Consider the following 22,838-nt stretch of genomic DNA (forward strand, 5'->3'; position numbering starts at 1 on the left):
CGCGGTCTGCTGCGCCCAACCTGCCACCCTTTGGAGGAGAGAGGCGAATGAGCGCAGCAACCACGACGGCCCCGACCGGTGCGGGCGAGGCCACATTCGACGTCCACGGCATCGAGGCCGTGCCCGCCGCCGACCGCACCGCGACGGCGACCGACCAGTTCTGGATCTGGATGGGCGCGAACATCGCGCCGATCAACTGGGTGCTCGGCGCCCTGGGCATCGTCCTCGGGCTCTCGTTCCTGGAGACGATGGCGGTGGTGATCGTCGGCAACCTCGGGGGCTGCGCGATCTTCGGCCTGTTCTCGATCATGGGGCACCGCACGGGAGTCAACATGATGGTGTTGACCCGCATGGCGTTCGGCCGGCGTGGCGCGTACGTGCCGGCCGCCGTCCAGATGCTGCTGACGATGGCGTGGATCGGCGTCAACACGTGGGTCGTCCTCGACCTCTCGCTCGGCGCGCTCGGCAAGGTCGGCGTCCATGGCGGCGACGGCCTGAAGTACGCCGTCGCGGCCGTGGTCATGATCGTCCAGGTCGTGATCTCGGTCTGGGGCTTCTACGCGATCAAGAGCTTCGAGCGGTGGACGGTGCCGATCACCGCCGCGATCATGGCGCTGATGACGGTCCTGGCGCTGACCAAGAGCGACATCCACCTCGCCCACGGCACGGCGCACGGCGCCGACAAGTTCACCGCGATCACCCAGCTGATGACCGCGATCGGCGTCGGCTGGGCGATCTCCTGGCTGGTCTACGCGGCCGACTACACGCGCTTCGTCCGGCCGACGGAGTCCTCGCGCAAGGTCTTCTGGGCGACCGGCCTCGGGATGTTCGTCCCGACCGTGTGGCTCGCCGGGCTCGGCGCGGCGGTCGCCAGCGGGACGGCGGGCGCCGACCCGTCGGACCTCGTGATCTCGGCGTTCGGCGTCATGTCGCTGCCGGTGCTGCTGCTCATCCTGCACGGGCCGGTGGCGACCAACATCCTCAACTTCTACTCATGCAGCCTGGCGGCGCTCACGATCGGCGTCCGCGTCGCCCGCTGGAAGGTCTCGCTGATCGCGGGCGTGATCGCCTCGGCGGTCCTGGCGGTCTTCGTGCAGGCCGACGACTTCGCCGGCACGTTCGACAACTGGATGTCGTCGCTGATCGTGTGGATCAGCCCGTGGGCGGCGATCCTGCTGGTCGAGTTCTTCGCGGTGCGACGCGGGCGGGTCGACGTCGCCGAGCTGTACCGGGACGAGACGCGCGCGCGCCACGGCGACGTCAACGTCGGCGCGCTCGTCGCGCTGGCGCTCGGGCTCGTCGCGGGATGGGCGTGGCAGTACGGGCTCGTGACGGCGATGCAGGGACCGGTCGCCGTGGCCGTCGGCAACAGCGACTTCTCGTGGCTGACGGGCGGTGGCGTCGCGGCGCTCGCCTACTGGCTGCTCGTCGCGCGCACCGACCGGCGGACGGCGGGCGCCGCGCCGCCCCCGCCGTCGTCTGCGCGCGTGCCCCCGCCCGCGCCCGCGCCCGAGCGCACGCTGGAGACGGCGTGAGCGACACGCCGCGCCTGGACTGGCCCTCGCGCCGCGACCCGCCGCCGGACTGGCGGCGCGGCGCGGCCGCGGTGGCCGCGCTGAGCTTCGACGTCGACGCCGAGACCCCGATCCTCGCCGTCGACGAGCGCTACGCGACGCACCTGTCGACGATGTCGCATCAGGCCTACGGCCCACGCGTGGGCATCCCGCGGATCCTGGAGCTGCTCGCCCGCCTGGAGGTGCGCTCGACGTTCTTCTTCCCTGGGGCGACCGTCGAGCGCTGGCCGGACGCGCTGAGCGCCGTGCTCGAGGCCGGTCACGAGGTCGCCCTGCACTCGCACCGCCACGTCCCGCTCGTCCAGCTCTCGCCCGACGAGCAGCGCGCCGACCTCGAGCGCGGGCTCGCCGCGCTGGCGGCCCACGGCGTGACGCCGGCCGGCTACCGGGCGCCGCTCTGGCAGCAGACGCGGTACACGCTCGACCTGCTGGCCGAGTACGGGATCCGGTGGGACTCGTCGCTGATGGACGACGACCGTCCGTACGTGATCGATCCCGGCGCGGGGCGCCCGGCGCTGGCCGAGCTGCCGGTGCACTGGTCGCTCGACGACTGGGAGCAGTACGCGTTCGTGCCGGAGCCCGACATCGGGCAGAACATCGAGCTGCCGCGCAAGGTGCTCGAGCTGTGGACGGGCGAGCTGGAGGCGATGCGCGCGACCGGGTCGCTGTGCCTGATCTGCTGCCACCCCTTCCTGACCGGCCGCCCGTCGCGGCTGCGCAACGTCGAGCGGTTCGTCGAGTTCGCCCGCGGGTTGGGCGACGTGGAGCTGCTGACGTGCGGCGAGGTGGCCGCGCGCGTGCTCGACGATCCAGCGCCGTCGTGAGCCGGACGGTGCTCCTCACCACCGGCGGCACGATCGCCTCGCTGCCGCGCGCCGGCGCCGGCGTGGTGGCCGCGGTCGCGGGCTCCGAGCTCGCGGCGGTCGCCGACGACGGCGCCGCGGTCGAGGTCGTCGAGCTCCTGCGGACCGGGTCCTACGCCATGTCCTTGGAGCAGGTCCTACACGTCGCTCGGGTCGCCGCGAACCAGGCCGCGCGGCCCGGGGTCGGCGGCGTCGTCGTCACGCACGGCACCGACACGCTGGAGGAGACCGCGTTCCTGTGCGACCTGCTCTACGGCGGCGCGGCGCCGATCGTGTTCACCGGCGCCCAGCGCCATGCCGGCCATCCGATGGCCGACGGACCGGGCAACCTGCGCGACGCGTACGCCGTCGCGCGCCATCCGGACGCGCGCGACCGCGGGGTCCTGGTCTGCCTCGGCGGCCGGGCCGACCGTGCGCGCGCGGCGGTGAAGCGCAGCACCGTCGCGCCGGCGCCCTTCGCGCCGCCGGGCGCGCCCGCCGAGGCGACCGTGCGCGACGGTCGCGTGCGCTTCGCGATGGCGGCGGCGGAGTCCGGCCCGCGCCACCGGACGCCGGTGCTGGACCCGGCGGCGCTCGATCCCGACGTGCTCGTCGTGACGCTCGGCGTCGGCGACGACGCGCGCCTGCTGACCGCCGCCGGCGCCCTCGGCGCACGCGCGGTGATCGTCGAGGCGCTCGGCCTGGGCAACGCCAACCCGGCCGTCGTCGCGGCGGTCGGCGCGCTCGTGGCGGCGGGCGTCCTCGTCGGGGTGACGTCGCGCTGCGCCGACGGCCCCGTCCAACCCGTCTACGGCGCCGGCGGCGGCCACGACATCGCGGCTGCCGGCGCGCTCTTCCTCGACGGGCTGGCGACCAGCCACGCGCGCGTGCTGCTGATGGCGGCGCTCGGCGACGGCCTGGACCCGCCCGCCGTCCGCGGGCTCGTCGCCGACTTCGCGCTCACGCATGCGAGCGGCACGCGGCCGCCGCCGGCACCGCGGCCGGCCGCCGGGTCAGCGCGGTGAGCAGGAGGGCGACCGCGGTGGCGGCGGCGCCGACCACCAGGCAGGTGATGAACCCGTCGCTGAGGCTGTGGGTCGCGCCGAGGAGCGGGCCGAAGGTGGCGATGCCGACGGCCGAGCCGAGCTGGCGGGAGGTGTTGAACACCGCGGACGCGGCCCCGTGCAGCGCCGGCTCGACGGCGGCGAGGGACCGCGACGTCATCGTCGGCACGAGCAGGCCCGAGGTGAGCCCGACGGGGATCAGGGCAAGCACCAGCGGCCACAGCGCGGAGGCCGTGCTGGCCCACGCCACCGCGAGGAACATGGCGGCCAGGACGGCTTGCCCGATGCCCAGGACGGCGGGCCGGCCGATGCGCTGCGCCAGCGGCGCGGCGCAGACGCTGCCGATCGCGATCGGGGCGGTCAGCGGCAGGAACAGCAGGCCGCTGGCGATCGCGCTGAGCCCGCGGCCCTGCTGGAGCATCAGGCTCATCGCGAACAGCAGCCCGTAGAAGGCGAAGTTGAACAGCGCGCCCTGCGCGGCGGTGCCGACGAACCCGCGGTCGGCGTAGACGCCCGGGGGCAGGAGCGGCGCCCGGGTGGGCCGCTCGGCCCAGACGAAGCCGGCGAGCCCGGCGACCGTGAGCGCGGCGGCGACGAGGACCGCGGGGCTGAGCCATCCCTGCGCGGGACCCTGGATGAGCACGAAGATCAGCCCACCGATCAACACCGTCGCGGTGGTCATGCCGGCGAGGTCCAGGCGCCGGCTGCCGCGTGCGACGGCGGGCATCGAGCGGATGCTCCAGGCCGCGGCGGGGATGCCGAGCACCACGTTGACCGCGAACACGGCACGCCAGTCGACGAGCGCGACGAGCGCCCCGCCCAGCAGCGGTCCGGCCGCCATGCCGACGCCCCCGGCCGCGGCCCACGAGCCGACGAGCCGGTGCCGCGCCCGCTCGTCGGTCGCGGAGGCCGTGGCCAGGACGAGCGCGCTGGGCAGCAGCAGCGCGGCGCCCGCGCCCTGGATCAGCCGGGCGACGTTGAGCATGACCATCGACCCGGCGACCGCGCAGACGGCGGAGGACGCGGCGAAGATCAGCAGCCCGGCGACGAACGCACGCTTCGCGCCCAGCGTGTCCGTGATCGCCCCGGCGCCGAGCAGCACGGCCGCGAAGGAGAGGGTGTAGGCGTTGATCGCCCACTCCAGCTCGGCGCGGGAGGCGTCCAGGTGCGAGGCGAGCTGCGCGAGCGCGAGGCTCACGATCGTGCCGTCGACGAAGACCATGAAGGACGCGACCAGCGCGAGCACCACGACGCCGCGACGATGTTCGATAGTCATGCAACAACCGTACACGAAGTTCGAGCGTCATCGAACTTCGGCCTGCCGGAGGGCCCGCGCGACCGTGGCCGGCGCCGCGCAGCCGGCTACCGCGAGCAGCAGCCCCATCCCGGCCCAGCCTGCCGCGCCCGCGCTGAGGCACACGCCGGTGGCCACGATCGGACCGACGGCGCTCGCCACGCCCTGACCCAGGCCGAAGACCCCTTGATATTGGCCTTGAGCGTCGGGATGGGCCAGCGAGAAGCTGAGCTCGAAGCCGCTCGCCGCCTGCCACAGCTCGCCCACCGTGTGGACGCCGACCGCCGCGGCCAGCAGCGCGATCGTGCCCGACGGTCCGGCACCGCCGGCGAGGCCCATCGCCGTCCAGGCCACGGCGAATGCGACGCCCGCGCGCCGCAGCCCGAACCCGGCCGCCACGGGGTTCTTCACGTCGCGGGTGGCGCGGACCTGCAGGACGACGATGGCCACCGTGTTGATGAGCAGCAGCGGCGCGACGAGCCAGCGTGGAGCGGCCGTCCGCTGGCTGACCCAGAGCGGCATCGCGATGGTCAACATGGTGAAGTTGAGGCACTGCACGGCGTTGACGGCCGTCACGGCGAGATACGGATGGTCGGCGAGCGCCATCCAGCGGCGGCCCGACGGCGCGCGCCGCGTCGGTGGATGGTCCGGCAGCCGCTGGACCACCGCCGCCGCGGCCAGGAACGTCACCGCGTCGCCGAGGATCAGCGCGAGGTAGGCCCACCGGCTGTCCACCGCCAACCCGATCCCGCCGAGGACCGAGCCGACCGAGATGCCCAGGTTCGTGAGCGAGCGCAGGCGCGCACGGAGCTCGACGCGCGCCTCCGGGCCGGCGATCACGGCGATCAGCGCCCCGCGCGCGCTCGTCGATCCCTGCGCGCCGATCGCGGCGAGGACAGCGGCGATCAGGAACACCGCGTTCGAGTGCGTCGCCGCGAAGCCGGCGGTCGCCGCCGCCTCGAGCAGGAGCGTGGCGGTGAGGACGCGACGCGCGCCAAGGCGGTCGGCCCAGTCGCCGATGACCACGCCCCACGCCAGCGCGGCCACGCCGGCGACGGTCAGGCCAAGGCCGACGGCGTGAGCACTCAGCCCGGCGCTGCGCGTGAGGAAGATGACGCCGGCCGACAGGAAGACGCCCTTGCCCAGCGTGTCGACGAGCGTCGCCAGCGCCAGCGCCAGCGTCCGCTCCGGCCCCGTCGTGGGCAGCAGACGGCGGGTTCCGCGTGGGCGAGACGGCATGCCCCGATCACAACGGCCCGCCCGCCGGCCGGCGATTGATTTAGCGTGAGCTGCATGCTCATCTTGCAGTTCGAGCGCGAGGACCTGGCGGCGACCCGCTTCGCCATCTCGCCGATGCAGGAGGTCGTCACGAGCCTCCAACGCCGCGGGCGCCGCGGGCTCAACCCGGTGACGACCGCGTGGGAGGCCGAGATCGACGACCGCCTCACGGGCATGGACACCGAGCTGCTCGACGCGCTCGTGAGCCCGCGCGGCTGGATTCCCGACTTCCTGTCGCCCTTCCCCGACACGGCCGATCCGCCCCTGGCGCTCGAGCTCGCGCAGCTGCGCGCGACCGCACCTCAGCGCCTGCGCACCGACCTGGAGGCGTCCTACCTCGGAGCCGCGTTGCCGGCGGTGCTCGAGCGCGGCCTCCGCGCGCCCGCGGTGCTGCTCGACGACGTGTGCGCCACGGTCGCGGCGTACCACCGCGCGGCGCTGGACCACCTGTGGCCCCGGATCCGGGCCGTCGTGCGCGCCGACGTCGCCCACTGGTCTCACATCCTCATCACAGAGGGACTTGGCGCGCTGCTCGCGCAACTGCATCCGGCCGTCGCCTGGGACGGGCGCGGGCTGGCCATCGACGTCGCGCCCGAGCTCGACCTCACGGTGGACGTCGCCGGGCGCCGGCTCCCGCTCGTCCCCTCCGTCTTCGCCCGCCACCCGGTCGTCAACATCAGCGGCGAGCTTCCGCCCGTCCTGGTGTACCCCGCGCGGGGTGCGGCGGCGGTCTGGGACACGACGCCGGGCGCGCCGGCGGAGCTCGCCGCGCTCCTCGGCCGCGGCCGGGCGGACGTCCTGTCGGCGCTCGACACGCCGCGCGCGACCGTCGACCTGGCCACGCTGCTCGAGGTCACGCCCGGCGCCGTGTCCCAGCACCTGCAGATCCTCGCTCGCGGCGGCCTCGTGGACCGCGCCCGCCAGGGTCGCCGCGTGGTGTACCGCCGCAGCGAGCTCGGCGATCGGCTCGTCTCGCGCGACGCGCGAGACGGCGGCTCCTGATCGGCGTGCGCCGCGGCGGCGCTCAGCGCTGCTCGGCCGCGAGGCGCAGGCCGAGGCCGATCAGGACGGCGCCGCTCATCTGCTGGAAGCGCCCGAGCCACGGGCCGTCCATGAAGGAGCGGCGCGCCCGCGCCACCGTGTAGGCCAGGGCCGAGTACCAGACGAGGTCCAGCGCGACGATGGTCGCCGCCATCAGCAGCGCCGACGGCAGCACCGGCGCGCCGTCGGGGACGAACTGCGGAAAGAGCGCGACGAAGAAGACCGCGAGCTTCGGGTTCGCCATGCTCGTGACCAGGCCCTGCCGGAACGCCGACCCCGGCCGCGTCGCGCGCGACGCGGCCGGTCGTGCCCTGCCGTGGCGGATGGACTGGACGCCGAGCACGAGCAGCGTGACGGCGCCGACGATCTTCACCACCATGAACGCCTCCGCCGACGCGGCGACCACCGCGGCGACGCCGGCCGCGGCCAGCACCGCCCACGCCAGCACCCCGGCGGCGTTGCCGAGCGTGGCGTGCCACGCGTCCCGACGGCCGCGCACCACGGCGTGCCGGACGACCAGCGCGGTCGCCGCGCCCGGCGTGATCGTCAGCAGCAGCGCGACGGGCAGGAAGGACAGGACGAGCACGCAGCGATCCTACCCGCGACCCGCCGGTCAGCCCACCGGCTCGGTGAGCCGGTGCGGCCGCCGCAGGATCGCGCTGACGCTGTCGTCGTCGGGCGGCGCGGCGCCGTGCCAGGTGGTCAGGACGTCCTCCGCCGCGGGCATCGCGCCGCAGGTCGGGCAGCGTCCGTTGGCGTCGAGCTGCGCGTCGCACGCAGCGTGGCGGAACTGACGGTGCCCGCGGTCGCCGCCGGCCAGCGGCGACCCCCAGCTCGCCAACGCGTGGACGACCGGCCACAGCTCGCGGCCGCGGGCGGTGAGGCGATACAGCGAGCGTCCGCGGTGGTCGGGGTCGGGCACGCGCTCGAGCACGTCGTGCTCGACGAGGCTGCGGAGCCGGTCCGACAACACGGCGCGCGGGATGTCCAGCCGCTCGGCGAAGTCGGAGAACCGCTGCACGCCGTAGAGCGCGTCGCGCACGACCAGGAGCGTCCAGCGCTCGCCGACGACCTCCAGCGCGCGGGCGATCGAGCACTGCTGATGGTCGTAGGTGTTGCCGAGCATGTCGCGCGCAGCGTAGCAACGAGTTCAGTCATCGAACTTCTGTCTGCTAGCTTCCGGGCCGCGATGAGTTCAATGACCGAACCGAAGGATGGGCCGATGGCGACGGTGGCGGGCAGGCTGCTCGCGGACGCGGAGCAGCAGGAGGCGCGGGTGACGCTCGCCGTCACCGCGATCGCGACGCTGCTCGTCCTCGTCGACTTCACGGCGCTGCTCTCCACCGCGCACGCCACCGCCGCGGACCTGCGGGCCAGCGTCGCGGGATCGACGTGGGCGTTGAGCGCGATGAGCCTCGGGCTCGCCGCGGGCCTGCTGACCGCGGGCGCGGTCGCCGACGACTTGGGCCGGCGCCGCGTCCTGCGCGGCGGCGCGGTCGCGCTGGCCGTCGCCACCGCCGGGGCGGCCGCGGCGCCGTCCATGGGGGCGTTCGTCGCGGCCCGCGTCGCGCAGGGCCTCGCGGGCGCCTGCCTGCTCGCGGCGGCGCTCGGGATGATCGGCCACGCGTTCCCGGCGGGCGCCGACCGCACCCGCGCGACCGGGATCTGGGGCGCGATGGTCGGCGGCGGCATCGCGCTCGGCCCGCTGCTGGGCGGCGTGATCGGCGACGTCGCCGGGTGGCGCAGCGTCCACGGGCTGCTCGCCGCGCTCGCGCTGGGCCTGGCGGCGGCGGCCGGGAGGGCGTCGGAGTCGCGGTCGGATCGTCCGCGCGCGATCGACGTCGCGGGTGCGCTCACCCTCGCGGTGTCGGCGTCGGCCCTGACCGCGGGGTTCGTCACCGCTCGCGACGGCTGGACCTCACCGACGACGCTCGCGCTGCTGGCGGTCGGGATCCTCGCGCTGGCCGCCTTCGGCCGGACCGAGCTGCGCCGGGCCGATCCGATGGTCGACCTCGCGCTCCTGCGCACGCCGCTGTTCGTGGCCTCGATCGGCGGCGCGCTCGTCACCGGCGTGTCGCTGATCGCGACGATGAGCTACCTGCCGACGCTGCTCCAGGAGGCGCTCGGGCTCTCCGCGCTGGGAAGCGCCGCGGTCCTGGCGGCCTGGTCGGCGGCGAGCATGGCGGTGGCCTGGAACGCGCGGCGGCTCCCCGCGAAGATCAGCACCCTTCATCGGTTGGCGGTGGGCTTCGCGCTGTCGACCGCGGGGCTCGTGGCGGTCGCCCAGCTGTCGGTGAGCGACGGCTGGCTCCAGCTGATCCCGGGGCTGGTCGTCGCCGGCGTCGGCACCGGCCTGGTCAACGCGGCGCTCGGTCGCCTCGCGGTCGCCTCGGTTCCGGCCAACCGGCCCGGCATGGGCAGCGGCGCGAACAACACCGCGCGCTACGTCGGCGGCGCGGCGGGGATCGCGCTCGTCGTCGCGGTGGCAGCCGGTGGCGGCAGGACGCCGGCGGCGCTGGTCCACGGCTGGGACCGGGCGGCCCGGATCGCCGCGGCCATCAGCGCGGCCGGCGCCGTCGGCGCCGCGACGCTGGCGCGCGCGAGCGTCGAGGGCTGATGCCTCAGGACTAGCCCGCCATGATCGCGTCGAGATCGTGCGCGTTCCACGCCGCCAGCCAGCGATCGGCGTGATGGCGCGCGCCGTCGGCCCCGAGGAGCCCCGTCTTGTCGGCCATCTCCCGCAGCCGAGGACGTCGGCGCGGCCCGACGGAGCCATGCGCGATCGGTCTCGCCCGATGCCGAAGTGCTGTTTGCCGACGGCCCGTCCGAACGTAGCGTGCGACGCTCCAACCAGCGAAGGAACAGGAGCTTCCATGCCGATCGTGTCCATCAAGCAGGGGCCTCGCGACGTTGAGCAGAAGCGCGCGCTCGTCGCCGGGATCACCGATGCGTTCGTGCGGACCTACGGGATCCCGGTCGAGACCGTCCAGGTGTGGTTCTCGGAGTACGACGGCGAGAGCTGGGGCCACGCGGGCAAGCTCGCCGCCGACTGACACGACCTCTCGACGCGTCGGGGTCGCCGGCCTGCGCCGGCGACCCCGCGCGATGTCCTACGCCTTCTTCTTCTTGGTGCTCTTGGCCTTCGACGCCGGCTTCGCGCAGCGCGCCGTCACCGGCACGGTGCGCTTGAAGTGCGCGCCGTTCTGCGCGGTGAACGTCACCACGGCACCGGCGCCACGGCACGGCAGCTTCTGCGTCTCCAGGAACGCCCGCTTGTTGTGCGGGAGGTCGAGGTCGAACGTGCGGATCGGCACGTCCGGGATGGCCGCGAAGGCCGTCCCGAGCCGGGCCTTCGAGAACGTCGTCGCGCCGATGAGCGGCACCGTGAGGCCGCTGCCTTGCAGCACCGGCACGAGCTGGGGCAGCGACTTGCCGGACTGCACGAGGTAGACCGCGCCCTTCAGCGGCTGCGACAGCAGCGGCGTCGTCGCGCTGGCCCCGCCGACCTTCGACGCGGCCGGGCACGCGATCGCCGCCAGCTGCGCCGCCGTGCAGACCTTGCCCAGCGCCTTCAGCTTGATGACGATCTGCTTGGGCAGCGAGACGGCCACCGCCTTCAGGTTGGCCTGGCCCGCGGGCTGGGTGAGCGCGACGTGGAGCCCCGCGCCCGCCTGCTTGGTGCTGGCGACGGCCTTGATGGCCATCTTGGGCGTGAACTTCAACTTCGAGCACCCGCTCATCGCGAAGCGGCTCGACAGCGTGGCCGAGGGCCCGCCCGCCGGCGCGCTCACGACGGCCTGCACCGCGCTGGGGATGCAGCTCGTCGGCGGAGCCATGAACCCGGGCCGGTCGAGGACCAGCCCGACCGCGCGCAGCCGCAGCGGGATGCCCGCGAGCACCTGCGGCAGCGGATCGGTCTTGACCGTGATCTGCGTGTCGTGCGCGACCTCGATGGCCGAGCGGATCACGACGGTCCCCAGGTTGTAGGGACCGGCGATCGCCGGGACGACGAGGCTCAGGCCGAACGGCGCGCCCTTGTACCCGTCGGTCAGGTAGGCCGTTCCGGTCAACCCGAACGGGTGCGCGCCGGCGCCGGCCGACACCACCACCTTGCCCACGCGCGACGCCTCCGGGCAGGTGCCGGCCGCCGCGGCGGCCGCCCCGCAGTGCGGGACCGCGCCGACGTGCGCCGTCAGCCCCTTGGGCAGCGTCACCGAGGTGATCGCGCCCAACGGCTGGGTCCGGTCGTCACGCGCGACGGTCAGCGCGAACGCGGAGTCCGAGCCGGCCCGCGCGTCGACCATGCCCGCCGACAGCTGCGGCGCGAACGGCACCGAGCCCGGGCAGGCCCCGCCGGCCAGCGTCATCGGCGCGGTCGCCGTGACCGGGCTCGTGCCCGACCACGGCACCAGGGTCGCCGACGCTTCCGCCGTCCCGCAGGTGGCGGGCGCGGCCAGGACCGCGCGGTCGCCACCGTCGAAGTGCAGCGTGAAGTGGTCGAACGGCTGCTGCGGCGTCTGGTCGAACGTGGCCGTGATCCGGCCGCTGGTCGGGTCGGTCGCGATCTCGCCCGGCAGCTTGAGCCGGACCCCCGAGCCCTCGACCACCAGGAACACCTGGTACTTGCCCGGCGACGGCGACGGCCCGAGGTAGATCGGCCCGCTCAGCGGGCTGGCGAGGATCGGCGACTGGATCGTCGCGCTGCCGATTCGCGACGCCGCGGGGCAGTCGGCGGGCCCGTCGCCCCCGACGCCGACATGTTGGGCGTCGCAGGCCTGCAGCCCGTCGGCGGCCGACGGCGAGATCGAGTAGCCCTCCGGGAGCGTCACGACCGCTCGCCGCAGGTCCGAGGCGCCGAGCCCGTCCGGGTCGCGGTTCTGGGCGACGTCGAGCTTGACGTCGAGGCCCGTCGGCGCGTCGGCCGACCCGCCGTCGGGCGTCAGCGCGATCGTCGGCTGGAACGGCACCGCGTCGCAGCCGGTGACGGCCGGCGACGTGGCCGTCGTGCGCACGGCGCGGTCGGGGTGCGTCCACGACGCCACGTCGAGCGTCGTCGTCAACGGCTCGCCGGTGCACGTGGTCGGGTTGCGCAGCAGCGGCACGCGCGGCCCCGCGACCGGGCAGTACGTCGTCGCCGGCGGTGGCGTCGAGGGATCGCCGTCGTCCGCGGTGTTCGCCGTCAGGCAGGCGCCGCGCTCCGCGTCGTGGGAGGGATCCGCCGGCACGCCCCACAGCGTCAGCGACTGCCGGAAGATGCGCGCGGCCTGGTTGATCCCGCTGATCACGGCGGTGAGCCCGCCGTCGGACGCGCGGACGGCGAAGCGGATCTCGACGTTCGGCGCGACCACCGAGAACCCGAACGCGGCGGGCTCCGCGTCGCTCGGGCGCAGGTTGTACACCGGGAAGTACATGTCCTGTAGCCCGCCGTAGCCGAGGTTGATGAGCAGGTGCGCGATGCCCACGGCGCTGTCGTCGGGGCAGGCGACCCCGCCGAGCAGCCCCGCGCCGAAGATCGCCGGGTCACACTGCGGCACGTGCGTCGGGTCGCCGACCAGGCCCGCGGGCAGCGCCAGGTGCACGTCGCGCAGCGGCTCGGTCGGGGAGATGGTGTGCGGCACGTGGCCGGGGTCGCCCACGGGCGGGTCGGTCGCCACGTCCACGCCGCTCGGGTCGTCGACCGTGTTGAGGGCGAAGCCGGTGGTCAGGTCCGGGTGGCCGCCGGCCTGCGTGGTGCTCGACGACACCGTCAGGTCGTAGGCGCCGAACGGCGCGTCGGCGAGCGCCGACGCGGTGCCCAACAGGGCGAGCAGGAGCGCGAGCGCCAGGCCGCGCCAGGCCAGGCGGATGACGCGACGGGGCGGAACGGACATCGCGGGGACCTCGTGCGTGGGGAGGGTCTTGGCGGCCATGCTCAGCGACCGCCCTTCGTGCTGTTGGCGTGGTGCAGGACGAGCGTCGCGTGGACCTCGCGCGTGGTGTCGCTGCAGGCGACGGTCAGCCTGATCGTCAGGCGTCCGCTGCGGACCAGCGCGCGCTTGGCGGCGCTGGTCAGCTTGACGGTGAGCGTCGCGGAGCCCGCGCTGAGGCGGTGCGTCGCGCCGGACGCGATCGTGACGCGCTGCTTGCCGATCTGGCCGCGGCCGGTGGCCGTGAGCACCGCGCTCCCGCTGACCTTGACCTTCAGCGTCAGCTGACCGGTGCGCGCGAAGCCGCGACGGGCGGCGGCGCTGATGGCCGACACCTTGAACGTCGGCGCCGGCTCACCTGCCGTGCCGGGCGTGACGTCGAACGCCGTCGCGGTCCCCGGCGCGGCCGGCGCCGCCGGCTGCGGCGAGGGCCCCGGGCGGCACGCGGCGCCCGAGCAGCCGGGCGTCGACGTGTCCGGGAAACCCCCGCCCACCCGCGACACGTACATGTCCTGGTAGCCGTGGTCGATGTCGGCCGGCACGAGCGAGTCACGCGTCAGCAGGAACACCGAGCTGCCGTCGGCCGAGCTGTCGACGTAGTGCGTGTCGGTGCTCGTGCCGGTCGAGATCAGCTCGGCGCGCCCGCCGACGTACTCGTACACGTCGGACTTGGCGTCGGTGTCCGCGTCGGCCAGCGCCTGCGGCGTCTCGAAGAACAGCCCGCCGTCGGTCGTGAACCCGCGCGGCACGGAGTTCATGTAGTTGTTGGGGTTGTGCAGGTCGGCGTCGCCCGCCGGGTCGGCGCCGCCCGCGGGGCAGGATGCGCAGGCCAGCTTCTGGGTGGCGTCGTCGTAGACGTACACCTCGCGTGCGCCACCCGCGTCATAGCGCGTGAGGTTGGCGAGGCTCTCGAAGGCCAGCTTCTTCCCGTCGCCGGTGATCGCGACGAGGTTCTGGTTCTCGCCGCCGATCGCCAGCGACGTGTCGCCCGTGCTGAGGGTCGCGATGAAGTGCCTGGTGCCGTCGGCATCGACGACCCAGAGGTTCGGGAAGATGTCCTGACCCTGGCCGTCGAACTCGTGCACGGTGATGAAGTACGCGCGCGACCCGTCCGGCGCCGTCCGCACGTTGCCGCCCGGGTACCCCACGTCGGTCTCGGCCAGCAGGCGCAACGTGCCCGTGTCGACCCGGTAGGCGTAGAGGCCACCGCCGACCGCGCCGTCGACCAGCGGATCCTGGCTGACGAAGGTCACGAAGCGGCCGTCGTCGGACGCGCCGGCGAACTGGGCGCCCGAGGGTGCCGGGTCGCCGACCGAGCCGGTGACCTGCGAGGCGGAGACGAGCTTCGTGGTGGTCCCGTCGAGGCGCACGTAGAGTTGCGTGTCGGCGGTGAAGAAGACGTGGGAGCCGTCGGCCGAGACCGCGCGGCGGTCCGCCGGTGCGTAGAGGTACGGTGAGCCTCTGGAGCCGCCGTAGGTCGCGCCGTTGGGCGCGGGCTGCATGGTCCCGCCGACGTCGATCGTCGACACCAGCCGCGGCGCGCCGTCGACGAGCTCGTAGACCTCGTTCGTGCCGCCGGGCACGTCGGGGAGGATCTGCTTGCTGGACTCGAAGACGACGTGCCGGTTGTCGTCGGAGCGACCCTGGTAGACCGAGTCGCCCGGGGCGCTGGGATCCACGCCGGGCGAGAGCCAGTGGAGCTCGCCGCCGACGGTGCTGGCGTACACGTCGATCGACTGGTTGGTGTCCCCGGGCGTCATCGGCCCCGGGGCGTTGAACGGGATGCCGTAGAGCGTGCGCAGATCCGCAGAGAAGTCCTCGGGGTTGAACGTCGTCGCGAGCGAGGTGTTGGCCGGGAACGGCTGTTTGGGCGACAGCACGTCCGTCGTCCAGCCGGAGCCGGTCCGCTGGCTGCGGTAGATCGTGCCGAAGTCGGCGTTCGAGGTGCCCGGGAACGCCCCGTAGCTGACGTAGGCGACCGCGTCGCCGTCGGCCATGGCGCCGGCGCCGGTGCCGACGTCCGCCGCGCCCTTGTCGACGGGCGAGACGAGCTCGTAGGCCCGCGGCGCGGTGGCGGCCAACGCTCCCGGAGCCATGAGCGCTGAGACGACGGTGGCGATCGCGACGACCAGGCACGGCGAGATGCGCGGACGCGTACCAGCGCGACCGCCTGCTCCTGCAAGCACGACAGCTCCTCCTGTTGGGACAGGCGTCCACGGGATAGGGGGACGGACGCCGGCCGCGACCATAAACCCGCGCGTACCTTGAAGTCAAGACTACGCGTGGATCTTTAGTGGTGGAGGCCGACAGGCGACCAAAAAAGAGGGCGGCCGCGTGGCCGCCCTCGTCCCGATCCCTGCTGTGTCCCTGCTGCTATACGCCCGACGGGAATCGAACCCGCATCGGCGGCTTAGGAGGCCGCTGCTCTTCAGATGTAACTCACGTTGGGGTCGAGCCTGAGCGACATCTCTGCTGAAGAGCCGCCGGCCGGGACGATGTCCCTCCAGCTTGAAGGCCCCGCTCACACTCCACGACAAACGCTCGCTTCTCACCCTTGACCATTTGAGCTACGGGCGCGCGGTCCCTGCAAGGTAGAGGGCGTCCGGCCGTGCCCACAAGAGCCAGTTGGCTCTGGTGGGGCTCGCGCGCGCGGGCGTAGCGTGCGAGCGGTGAGCACCTACATCTTCGTCCCACCGCTCCGCGGCGCCGGCCTCACCCTCGACCAGCTGCGCACCACCGTCATCGCCGACGCCCGCGCGCGCTACCGCCGCGCCAGGGGGGACACCGTCACCTACGCCGCCACCCTCGACGCCGCCGGGCCCGCCCGCGACCAGCTCGAGCGGCTCGGCCTGTCGCTCACGCAGGTCGCGACGTTCTCGGACCCGGCCGCGCGCGCGTGGGCGCAGTGGCTGTTCCTGCGCCTGCGCGCCCGGCGCGCGATCGAGCAGCCGGCGCCGAACGGCCCATGGGTGCTGCGCCTCTCCAGCTATCTGGAGGAGAACTATCGCGGGCTGGCCGCGCTCGAGGCGTGGTCGGAGCGCGCGCGCACGTGGCAGGCGTCGGTGCTCGCGCCGGTCGAGGGCGTCGAGCTCCTCGCCCAGGGCATCGACGGCACCGCGCTGGCGGTCTTCACCCAGCACGCCGACAAGCTCTCGCTCGCGACGCTCGTCGCGCTGTCGCCCGAGCACCCGGAGGTCGAGAGCTGGGTCCGCACGCCGCAGGCGCGCGACGAGCTCGCGGCGCTGCGCACGGACCCGTCGCGGGTGATGGCCACTGGCCTCTTCGCGTGGGTCCCGTCCGTCGAGAAGCTGCTGCCGGTCGCCATCAGCGGCTCCGTGCACGGCCGCATCGGCGCGTCCGCCCTGCTCGTGATCCCCAAGGCCGACCGCGCCGACGCCGCGCTGCACGACGCCTACGCCGGGCCAACGACCACGTCCTACAACTACCGTGGCAAGCGCACCAAGCCGCAGCCCGCGGCGCGCTTCGCGACGCCCGACCTGCCGCTCAGCGCGACCGACGGCGTCGGCGTCCCGGTTCCGCTGCTGCACTGCGAGGACTGCGGGATCGTCGCCGCGCCGCTCGACGCGCTGCCGCTCGACCACGACGCGCGCGACGACCTTCACTGCCCGGACTGCGGCGGGGTCGCGCGGCCCGACGGCGGCACGCTCGACCACCACCTGCTCGACGCGCTGAGCTGGATGGTGCCCGTCGCGGCGCCCGGCGCCGCAGGCGCACCCGGCGAGCTGGACGACACCACGCTGATCGCCGGCGCCGACTCGGGCGACGCCGTCCACGACATGCGCACGATCGGCAAGGCGCTGCGCGACCTCGGCGCGGTCGACGACGGCGAGCCCTTCCGGCGCGCGTTCGTCTGCGAGCCGGTCGACGCCCCGGCCGTGGCGCCCGACCTCGACGCGGTCCTGGCCGACGCCGGCCCCGACGCGCTGCGCCTCGCGATCCTGCACGAGGCCGCCGCGTCGCACCGCCTCACGTGGAGCCCCGCGACGCTCACCCACGCGCGCCGCCTGCTCGAGCGCCTGGCCGCGTTCGCCGCGCCGCGGATCGCGGGCCGCGCGGACCTCGACCTCGACGCGCCACGCCGGCGCGACACGCCCGACCTGCGTCGCCTGGACCGCTGGTGCGACGTCGCGATCGTCAAGATCACCGAGAACCTCGACGCGCTGGACCTGCACCGCGCGACCCGCAACGTCCAGATGCTGCTCGACCGCATCGAGGACTTCGAGACGCGCCCGGGCGCCGATGCGGACGCCGGCGGCGACGCGGTGGCCGCCGCGGTCCTGCTGCTCGTCAAGCTCGTCAGCCCGCTCGCGCCGCACGTGGCCGAGGAGCTGTGGGAGCGGTCCGGCCAGCCCGGCACCGTCGCCGCGGCGGCGTGGCCGCGGGCCAACGCCGAGCGCGTCGCGGCCTGAGGCCGGCGGGGCGCCTAGCGCTGCGCCGCCGCGAGGAGCGGCGGCGCGGCCGCGACGGCCTCGGCGGCGCCGAACGCCACCGGTGCCGACTGCACGCCCAGGGCGCGCAGGCCGCGCGTCAGCAGCGACCGCATCACGCGGTCGACGGCCGGGCTCGACGGCGTCCCGACGTACCACTTCGCCATGCGGGTGACCGAGCGGATGACGCCGAGCAGGTCCTGCGTCGCCAGCCCCTGCTCCAGGACGTCGGCCTGGAACTGGCAGTACATGACCGCGAAGCGGTAGGCCGGATCGTCCGGCGCCGGCGCGGCCGCGCCGTCCGAGGTCGGCGACCACGCCTTCGACCAGGCGCGCGCCAGCAGCATGCCCGAGCTGGCCTGCGGATCGAGGATCCGCTCGGCGCTCATGACCATGCCCTTGGACAGCGGCCGGTTGAGGCAGAAGGCCAGCGCCGCCATGACGCCGAGGTCCTCGGCGTCGCAGCCCGGCCGCCCGCAGACCGCGAGCGAGCGCAGCTGCGGCGACGCCGCGAGCGCGTCGAGCAGGTCGTCGACGAGCACGACGTCGCCGCAGCTGGAGCTCATGTCGGCGCCCTCGACGGCGCAGATCATTCCGTGCACGACGTCGTGGGTCGGCAGCACCGGCACGCCCATCCCCATCCGCTGCAGGATCTGCTGGACGTAGATCGTGTGCGGACGCCACTCCTCGCCGACCACGTTGATGACCTGCGCGTCGTCGAGGCGCTGCATCAGCTCGTACCAGAGCGTGAGCGTGCGGAGGTTCTGCGTGGGGAAGCCGTCGGGCCGGGCGAGCGCGAAGACCGGGTAGTCCTCGTCGCCGGTCTCGTAGACCAGCGCGCCGCTGGCGGCGTGGCGCATCGCGTCGCGCGCCAGGCCCTCGCGCACGAAGTCCGCGATCCGCGGGAACGTCTCGGCCTCGGAGATCTCGACGTCGAAGACGACGCCCAGGCGCGCCAGCGTGTCGTTCTGCCCGGCGACCGCCCAGTCGCGGATGTCGCGCCAGATCGCGCGCACCTCCGGGTCGCCGTCCTGCCAGCGCCTCAGCAGCCGCGTCGCGAGGTCGTCGCGGCAGATGACCTCCCGCGCGCACGGCGCGTCGACCAGCGCGGCCTCGTCCTCGTCGACGACCGCGACCCTGTTCTCCGCGACGTAGCGCGCGTACCACTCGCCGACGACCCGGTCGCCCTTGACGCCGGGGGCGCGCGTCGCGCGGCCGCCGCCGTACTGGACGCAGCCGGCCATCGCCTCGCCGATCTGCTGGCCCGCGTCGCCGATCGCGCTGCGCGACCACGCGTCCGCGCCGGCCGCGAGCAGCGCGCAGCGGAAGGCCTGGCCGAGCGCGACGTTGCGCAGGTGCCCGACGTGGAGCGCCTTGGTCGCGTTGGGATCCAGGAACTGGATCATGAAGCGGGTGCCGGCGAAGGCCGAGTCCTCCGCCGGCTGGAGATCCGCGACGCCGTGCTCCAGCGTCTCGCCCATCTCGGCGATCACGTCGTCTTCGAGCCTCAGCAGCACGCGACGGCCCGCCCGCTGCGCCACCGCGACGTCCGGCTCGTCGCCGAGCGCCTGGGTCGCATGCACGAGCGTGTTGTTGCTGTCGCAGCTGTCGCGCAGGACCGCGGCCAGATCGGACGGCCCGTGGCTGCGCAGGCCCGTGAGCTTCAGGCCGTGCTCGTCGGTCGAGATCGAGCGCACCGCGGCGCGAAGAGCGCCGAGGCGCTCAGCTCTCCTAGGGACGGCGGCCCGCTGGTCGTCGTCTTGAGGGGTGCCGCGCTCGTCGAACATGGAACCTCGCTTCGCTCAGGGACCGGTGAGCGCTCGACAATGGCAGTTGCTCATCGGTGCGCGCAACACGAGCCGATGCCGATCGGCAGGATCGCCGCTCGCGGACACGTCCAGCCAAGCCAGCCGGCTCTGGTTCGGGGCCCGACCGACCCGTAGCGTCACCGCGCATGACCACCGATCGAGCGGCCCTCGGGCTGGATCCGACCAAGGCCGCCGCCTGCCGCGCGGCCGCGGAGAGCATCGTCGACGACGTCTGCCGGATCACCGAGCGCAGGACCACCTTCTCGATCGAACGCGCCGTCGCCCGCCTGCTCGGGGTCGACGGCGTCGACGCCAACGACGCGCCGCTGCCCAACGTCCTCGTCGACAGCGTCGCCCGCCGCGGGCAGCTGGACCGCGGCATCGCCTACTGGATCGGCTGCGCGATGCTCCACACGGGCGCGACGCCGCAGGCGATCGCCGAGGCCACCGCGCGCGGCGAGCTGCACGTCTGCGACTTCGAGGTCGGCGATCGGCGCGAGGTCGACGAGCTGATGGCGGCCCGCGCGGGCCGGGCCGTCGCGGCGATCGCCGCCGCGCGCGGGGAGCGCCGGGCGTTCGCCGCGACGCTGGCCGACTCGCCGGCGCCGTTGGCCTACGTGTTGACCGCGACCGGCGACGTCTACGAGGACGTCGTCCACGCCCGCGCGGTCGCCCAGCACGGCGGCGGCATCGTCGCGGTGATCCGCTCGACCGCGCAGAGCCTCCTGGACTACGTGCCCTACGGGCCGACGCGCGAGGGCTACGGCGGGACGTTCGCCACGCAGGCCAACTTCCGCATCATGCGCGAGGCGATGGACGAGTGGTCGGTCGATCACGGCCGCTACATCCGCCTGTCGAGCTTCTGCTCGGGTCTGTGCATGCCGGAGATCGCCGTGATGGGCGCGATCGAGGGCTTCGACAACATGGTCAACGACGCGCTCTACGGGATCCTCTACCGCGACCTCAACCCGGTCCGGACGCTGATCGACCAGCAGTTCTCGCGCCGCGTGAACGGGATGTTCGGCATCACCATCAACACGGGCGAGGACAACTACCTGCGCACTGCGGACGCGATCGAGGCGGCGCCGTCGGTCGTCGCGTCGCAGTTCATCAACTTCGCGCTGGCGCGCCGCGCCGGCGTGCCGACCGAGCACATCGCGGTCGGCAGCGCGTTCGAGGTCGACCCGGCCGTCGAGAACGGGCTGCTCTACGAGTGGGCCTACGCCGCGCTCACGCGCGAGCTGTTCCCGGACTGCCCGATCAAGTACATGCCGCCGACGCGGCACATGAACGGCGACCTGTTCCGGACGCACGCGACCGACACGCTGTTCAACCTCGTCACCGTCGCCACCGGTCAGGAGATCCAGACGATCGGCACGCCGAGCGAGGGCATCCACACGCCGCACATCCACGACCGCGTGCTGGGCCTGCAGAACGCGGAGTACGTGCAGCGCTTCGCCCGCGACGTCGGCACCGAGCTCGTCTTCCGCCCCGGCGGGATGATCCAGCGCCACGCGGCCGAGGCCCTCGACAGCGCGCTCGCGATGCTCGAGAAGATCCGCGAGACGAGCCTGCTGCAGGCGCTGGAGGACGCGACGTTCGGCGACGTGTCGCGCGCGCGCACCGGCGGCCGCGGCGCGGACGGGATCGTCGCCGTCGCCCCCGAGTACGTCAACCCGTTCGCCGACGCGATGGTGGAGGCCACCTATGCTTGAGAACGCGCCCGAGCGCACCGGCGAGCGCGTCGGCCCCTACGGCGACCGCACCGGCGACGGCCTCGTGCAGATGGCCTTCACGCTGCCCGTCGCGCCGACGCGGGCGGGTCGCCGCGCGGCGATCGACCTGGTCGAGGCGATGGGCCTCGCCGACCCGCACGTCGTCCACGCCCAGTCGCTGACCGAGGGCTACACCTACTTCATCCTGTACGCCTTGTGCGGGCAGACCGTGATCTACGACGGCACCCAGGACCAGCGCTCGGCCGACGAGCACCTGACGCTGGACGAGATCGACGCGCTGGTCGACGAGCACGTCGGCCGTCAGCTCGTCGTGGTCGGCGCGAGCACCGGGTCGGACACGCACACGGTCGGCATCGACGCGATCCTCAACCTCAAGGGGTTCGACGGCCACCACGGCCTCGAGGCCTACCGCGGGTTCCGGGCCTACAACATGGGCAGCCAGGTCTCCAACGGCGACCTGATCGCCAAGGCGATCGAGGTCGACGCCGACGCGATCCTGGTCTCGCAGACCGTCACCCAGCAGGGCCTCCACGTCGGCAACCTCACGCAGTTGGTGGACATGATCGAGGCCGAGGGCCTGCGCGAGCGGATCGTCCTCTGCTGCGGCGGCCCCCTGATCTCCGACGAGCTCGCCAAGGAGCTCGGCTACGACGCCGGCTTCTCGAAGGGCACGTACCCGCACCACGTCGCGTCCTACCTGGCGCGCACGGCGATCGAGCGGGCGGAGAGCGCCGTTGCCGGCGGCTGACGCCCTGGCGGCGTCCTGCCGCCGGCTGGCCATCATCGGAACCGCCAAGAACGTCGGCAAGACGGTCGCGCTGCGGGCGATCGTCGCCGGGCTGGGCGACCGCGGGGAGGTCGTCGGGGTCACCTCGGTCGGCCGCGACGGCGAGGCGCGCGACGTCCTGGACCCGTCGATCGTCAAGCCGCGCATCGAGCTGGCGCCCGGCGCGCTGGTCGCGACCGCGCTGCCGCTGCTGCGCCGCTGCGCGTCGCGGGTGGAGCTCGTCGAGACCACGCCGTTCCGCACGCCGCTGGGCGTCGTCGCGATCGGGCGGATGCTCGACGCCGGCGAGGTCGAGGTCGCCGGCCCGGGCTCGGCGGCGGCCACCGCGGTGGTGAGCGACATGATGTTCTCGCTCGGCGCCGACCGCGTGATCATCGACGGCTCGCTGGACCGGCGCGCCGCGGCCAACCCGTCGGTCTCCGACGGCGTCGTGCTGGCGACCGGCGCGGTGCTCGATCGCGACCCGACCGAGGTCGTCCGGCGCACGGCCGTCGCCGCGGCGCTCCTGCGCCTGCCGCGCCTACCCGACGGCGAGCTGCGCCGCGCCGCCGACCGGGCCTCCAGCCACCTGGCGATCGGCCCTGACGGCACCTGGCCGCTGCCCCGCGGCGTCGTCCTGCGCGGCGGCACCGAGCGCGACGCGGAGCTCGACCCGCTGCTGGCGCGCGCGACGCACCTGATCGTCCGCGGCGCGTTGTGCGAGGACTTCGTCGCCCGCGTCGCCGCCGCGCGCGCCGACGACCCGCCGGCGCCGCTGACGATCGTCGCCGACGACGCGGCCAAGGTCTTCCTCGACGCGACGTCCGCGGCGCGGTGCGCGGCGCGCGGGATCGCCGTCGCGGTGCTCGACCCCATCACCTTGGTCGCGGTCACGGTCAACCCCGTCGCGCCCGGCTCACACCGCTTCGACTCGGCGACGCTGTGCGCCGAGATGGCGCGCGCGATCCCGGAGGTCGCGGTGCTCGACGTGGTCGCCGGGACGGCCGCCGGCCGGCAGCCCGGCGACGGCGCGCTGGTCGGCGCACGCCAGTAGTCCTTGACCGGCATATAACGTATGAGG

Annotated in this window: 17 protein-coding genes and 1 tRNA gene; 10 read left to right on the top strand and 8 right to left on the bottom strand. The window is 74.1% G+C overall.

What is annotated here, in order from left to right; translation table 11 throughout:
* Positions 1-47: 47 nt before the first annotated feature.
* Genes DSM104299_RS27415 through DSM104299_RS27425 form a run of 3 tightly spaced genes read left to right on the top strand, consistent with a single transcriptional unit; the run spans position 48 to position 3,441 of the window.
* A complete protein-coding gene (locus tag DSM104299_RS27415) occupies positions 48-1,535 on the top strand; it encodes a purine-cytosine permease family protein (RefSeq protein ID WP_272474854.1) in 1,488 nt (495 codons plus the stop codon).
* Positions 1,532-2,398 (top strand): polysaccharide deacetylase family protein, encoded by an 867-nt coding sequence (locus tag DSM104299_RS27420; RefSeq protein ID WP_272474855.1) that lies wholly within the window; start codon positions 1,532-1,534, stop codon positions 2,396-2,398. The genes DSM104299_RS27415 and DSM104299_RS27420 overlap by 4 nt, the downstream gene beginning before the upstream one ends.
* Complete coding sequence (locus tag DSM104299_RS27425; RefSeq protein WP_272474856.1) at positions 2,395-3,441, top strand: asparaginase domain-containing protein; 1,047 nt, start codon at positions 2,395-2,397, stop codon at positions 3,439-3,441. Before DSM104299_RS27420 ends, DSM104299_RS27425 begins: the two co-directional genes overlap by 4 nt.
* Here DSM104299_RS27425 and DSM104299_RS27430 read toward each other — a convergent pair.
* A complete protein-coding gene (locus DSM104299_RS27430; protein WP_272474857.1) occupies positions 3,377-4,756 on the bottom strand; it encodes an MFS transporter in 1,380 nt (459 codons plus the stop codon). The genes DSM104299_RS27425 and DSM104299_RS27430 overlap by 65 nt on opposite strands.
* Positions 4,757-4,783: 27 nt before the next feature.
* Positions 4,784-6,013: an MFS transporter gene (locus DSM104299_RS27435; protein ID WP_272474858.1), complete on the bottom strand. Its 1,230-nt coding sequence runs from the start codon at positions 6,011-6,013 to the stop codon at positions 4,784-4,786.
* 54 nt (positions 6,014-6,067) lie between these two features.
* Between DSM104299_RS27435 and DSM104299_RS27440 the strand changes: the two genes are divergently transcribed.
* On the top strand, positions 6,068-7,054 hold the full coding sequence (locus DSM104299_RS27440; RefSeq protein ID WP_272474859.1) for an ArsR/SmtB family transcription factor: 987 nt from the start codon (positions 6,068-6,070) through the stop codon (positions 7,052-7,054).
* Positions 7,055-7,076: 22 nt separating this feature from the next.
* Here DSM104299_RS27440 and DSM104299_RS27445 read toward each other — a convergent pair whose 3' ends face one another.
* Both DSM104299_RS27445 and DSM104299_RS27450 read right to left on the bottom strand, forming a co-directional pair.
* Positions 7,077-7,679 carry a LysE family translocator gene (locus DSM104299_RS27445; RefSeq protein ID WP_272474860.1) on the bottom strand — a complete coding sequence of 201 codons (603 nt, stop codon included), beginning with the start codon at positions 7,677-7,679 and terminating at the stop codon, positions 7,077-7,079.
* Positions 7,680-7,706: 27 nt separating this feature from the next.
* On the bottom strand, positions 7,707-8,219 hold the full coding sequence (locus tag DSM104299_RS27450) for a winged helix-turn-helix transcriptional regulator (RefSeq protein WP_272474861.1): 513 nt from the start codon (positions 8,217-8,219) through the stop codon (positions 7,707-7,709).
* Between the two features lie 96 nt (positions 8,220-8,315).
* On the opposite strand from DSM104299_RS27450, the gene DSM104299_RS27455 reads away from it, so the two are divergent.
* Positions 8,316-9,710: an MFS transporter gene (locus DSM104299_RS27455; protein ID WP_272474862.1), complete on the top strand. Its 1,395-nt coding sequence runs from the start codon at positions 8,316-8,318 to the stop codon at positions 9,708-9,710.
* Between the two features lie 256 nt (positions 9,711-9,966).
* Positions 9,967-10,146 (top strand): tautomerase family protein, encoded by a 180-nt coding sequence (locus tag DSM104299_RS27460; RefSeq protein WP_272474863.1) that lies wholly within the window; start codon positions 9,967-9,969, stop codon positions 10,144-10,146.
* A gap of 57 nt (positions 10,147-10,203) precedes the next feature.
* On the opposite strand, the gene DSM104299_RS27465 is transcribed toward DSM104299_RS27460, so the two are convergent.
* The 3 genes from DSM104299_RS27465 to DSM104299_RS27475 form a co-directional block, all read right to left on the bottom strand.
* Positions 10,204-13,002, bottom strand: coding sequence for a hypothetical protein (locus tag DSM104299_RS27465; protein ID WP_272474864.1), 2,799 nt, complete (start codon positions 13,000-13,002; stop codon positions 10,204-10,206).
* A gap of 2 nt (positions 13,003-13,004) precedes the next feature.
* Positions 13,005-15,095, bottom strand: coding sequence for a TolB family protein (locus DSM104299_RS27470; protein WP_272474865.1), 2,091 nt, complete (start codon positions 15,093-15,095; stop codon positions 13,005-13,007).
* 280 nt (positions 15,096-15,375) lie between these two features.
* A tRNA-Arg gene (locus DSM104299_RS27475) sits at positions 15,376-15,576 on the bottom strand.
* 92 nt (positions 15,577-15,668) lie between these two features.
* On the opposite strand from DSM104299_RS27475, the gene DSM104299_RS27480 reads away from it, so the two are divergent.
* Positions 15,669-17,429, top strand: a complete 1,761-nt coding sequence (locus DSM104299_RS27480) for a class I tRNA ligase family protein (RefSeq protein WP_272474866.1) — start codon at positions 15,669-15,671, stop codon at positions 17,427-17,429.
* A gap of 14 nt (positions 17,430-17,443) precedes the next feature.
* On the opposite strand, the gene argS is transcribed toward DSM104299_RS27480, so the two are convergent.
* Positions 17,444-19,234, bottom strand: coding sequence for an arginine--tRNA ligase domain-containing protein (argS, locus tag DSM104299_RS27485; RefSeq protein WP_272474867.1), 1,791 nt, complete (start codon positions 19,232-19,234; stop codon positions 17,444-17,446).
* A 167-nt stretch (positions 19,235-19,401) separates the two neighbouring features.
* Between argS and kamD the strand changes: the two genes are divergently transcribed.
* Genes kamD through kamB form a run of 3 tightly spaced genes read left to right on the top strand, consistent with a single transcriptional unit; the run spans position 19,402 to position 22,811 of the window.
* Positions 19,402-20,970, top strand: coding sequence for a lysine 5,6-aminomutase subunit alpha (gene kamD, locus DSM104299_RS27490; protein WP_272474868.1), 1,569 nt, complete (start codon positions 19,402-19,404; stop codon positions 20,968-20,970).
* On the top strand, positions 20,963-21,739 hold the full coding sequence (kamE, locus tag DSM104299_RS27495; protein WP_272474869.1) for a lysine 5,6-aminomutase subunit beta: 777 nt from the start codon (positions 20,963-20,965) through the stop codon (positions 21,737-21,739). Before kamD ends, kamE begins: the two co-directional genes overlap by 8 nt.
* Positions 21,726-22,811 (top strand): lysine 5,6-aminomutase reactivase subunit KamB, encoded by a 1,086-nt coding sequence (gene kamB, locus DSM104299_RS27500; protein WP_272474870.1) that lies wholly within the window; start codon positions 21,726-21,728, stop codon positions 22,809-22,811. Before kamE ends, kamB begins: the two co-directional genes overlap by 14 nt.
* Positions 22,812-22,838 lie beyond the last annotated feature (27 nt).

The organism is Baekduia alba (genome assembly GCF_028416635.1).
In the GTDB taxonomy this organism is placed as follows: domain Bacteria; phylum Actinomycetota; class Thermoleophilia; order Solirubrobacterales; family Solirubrobacteraceae; genus Baekduia; species Baekduia alba.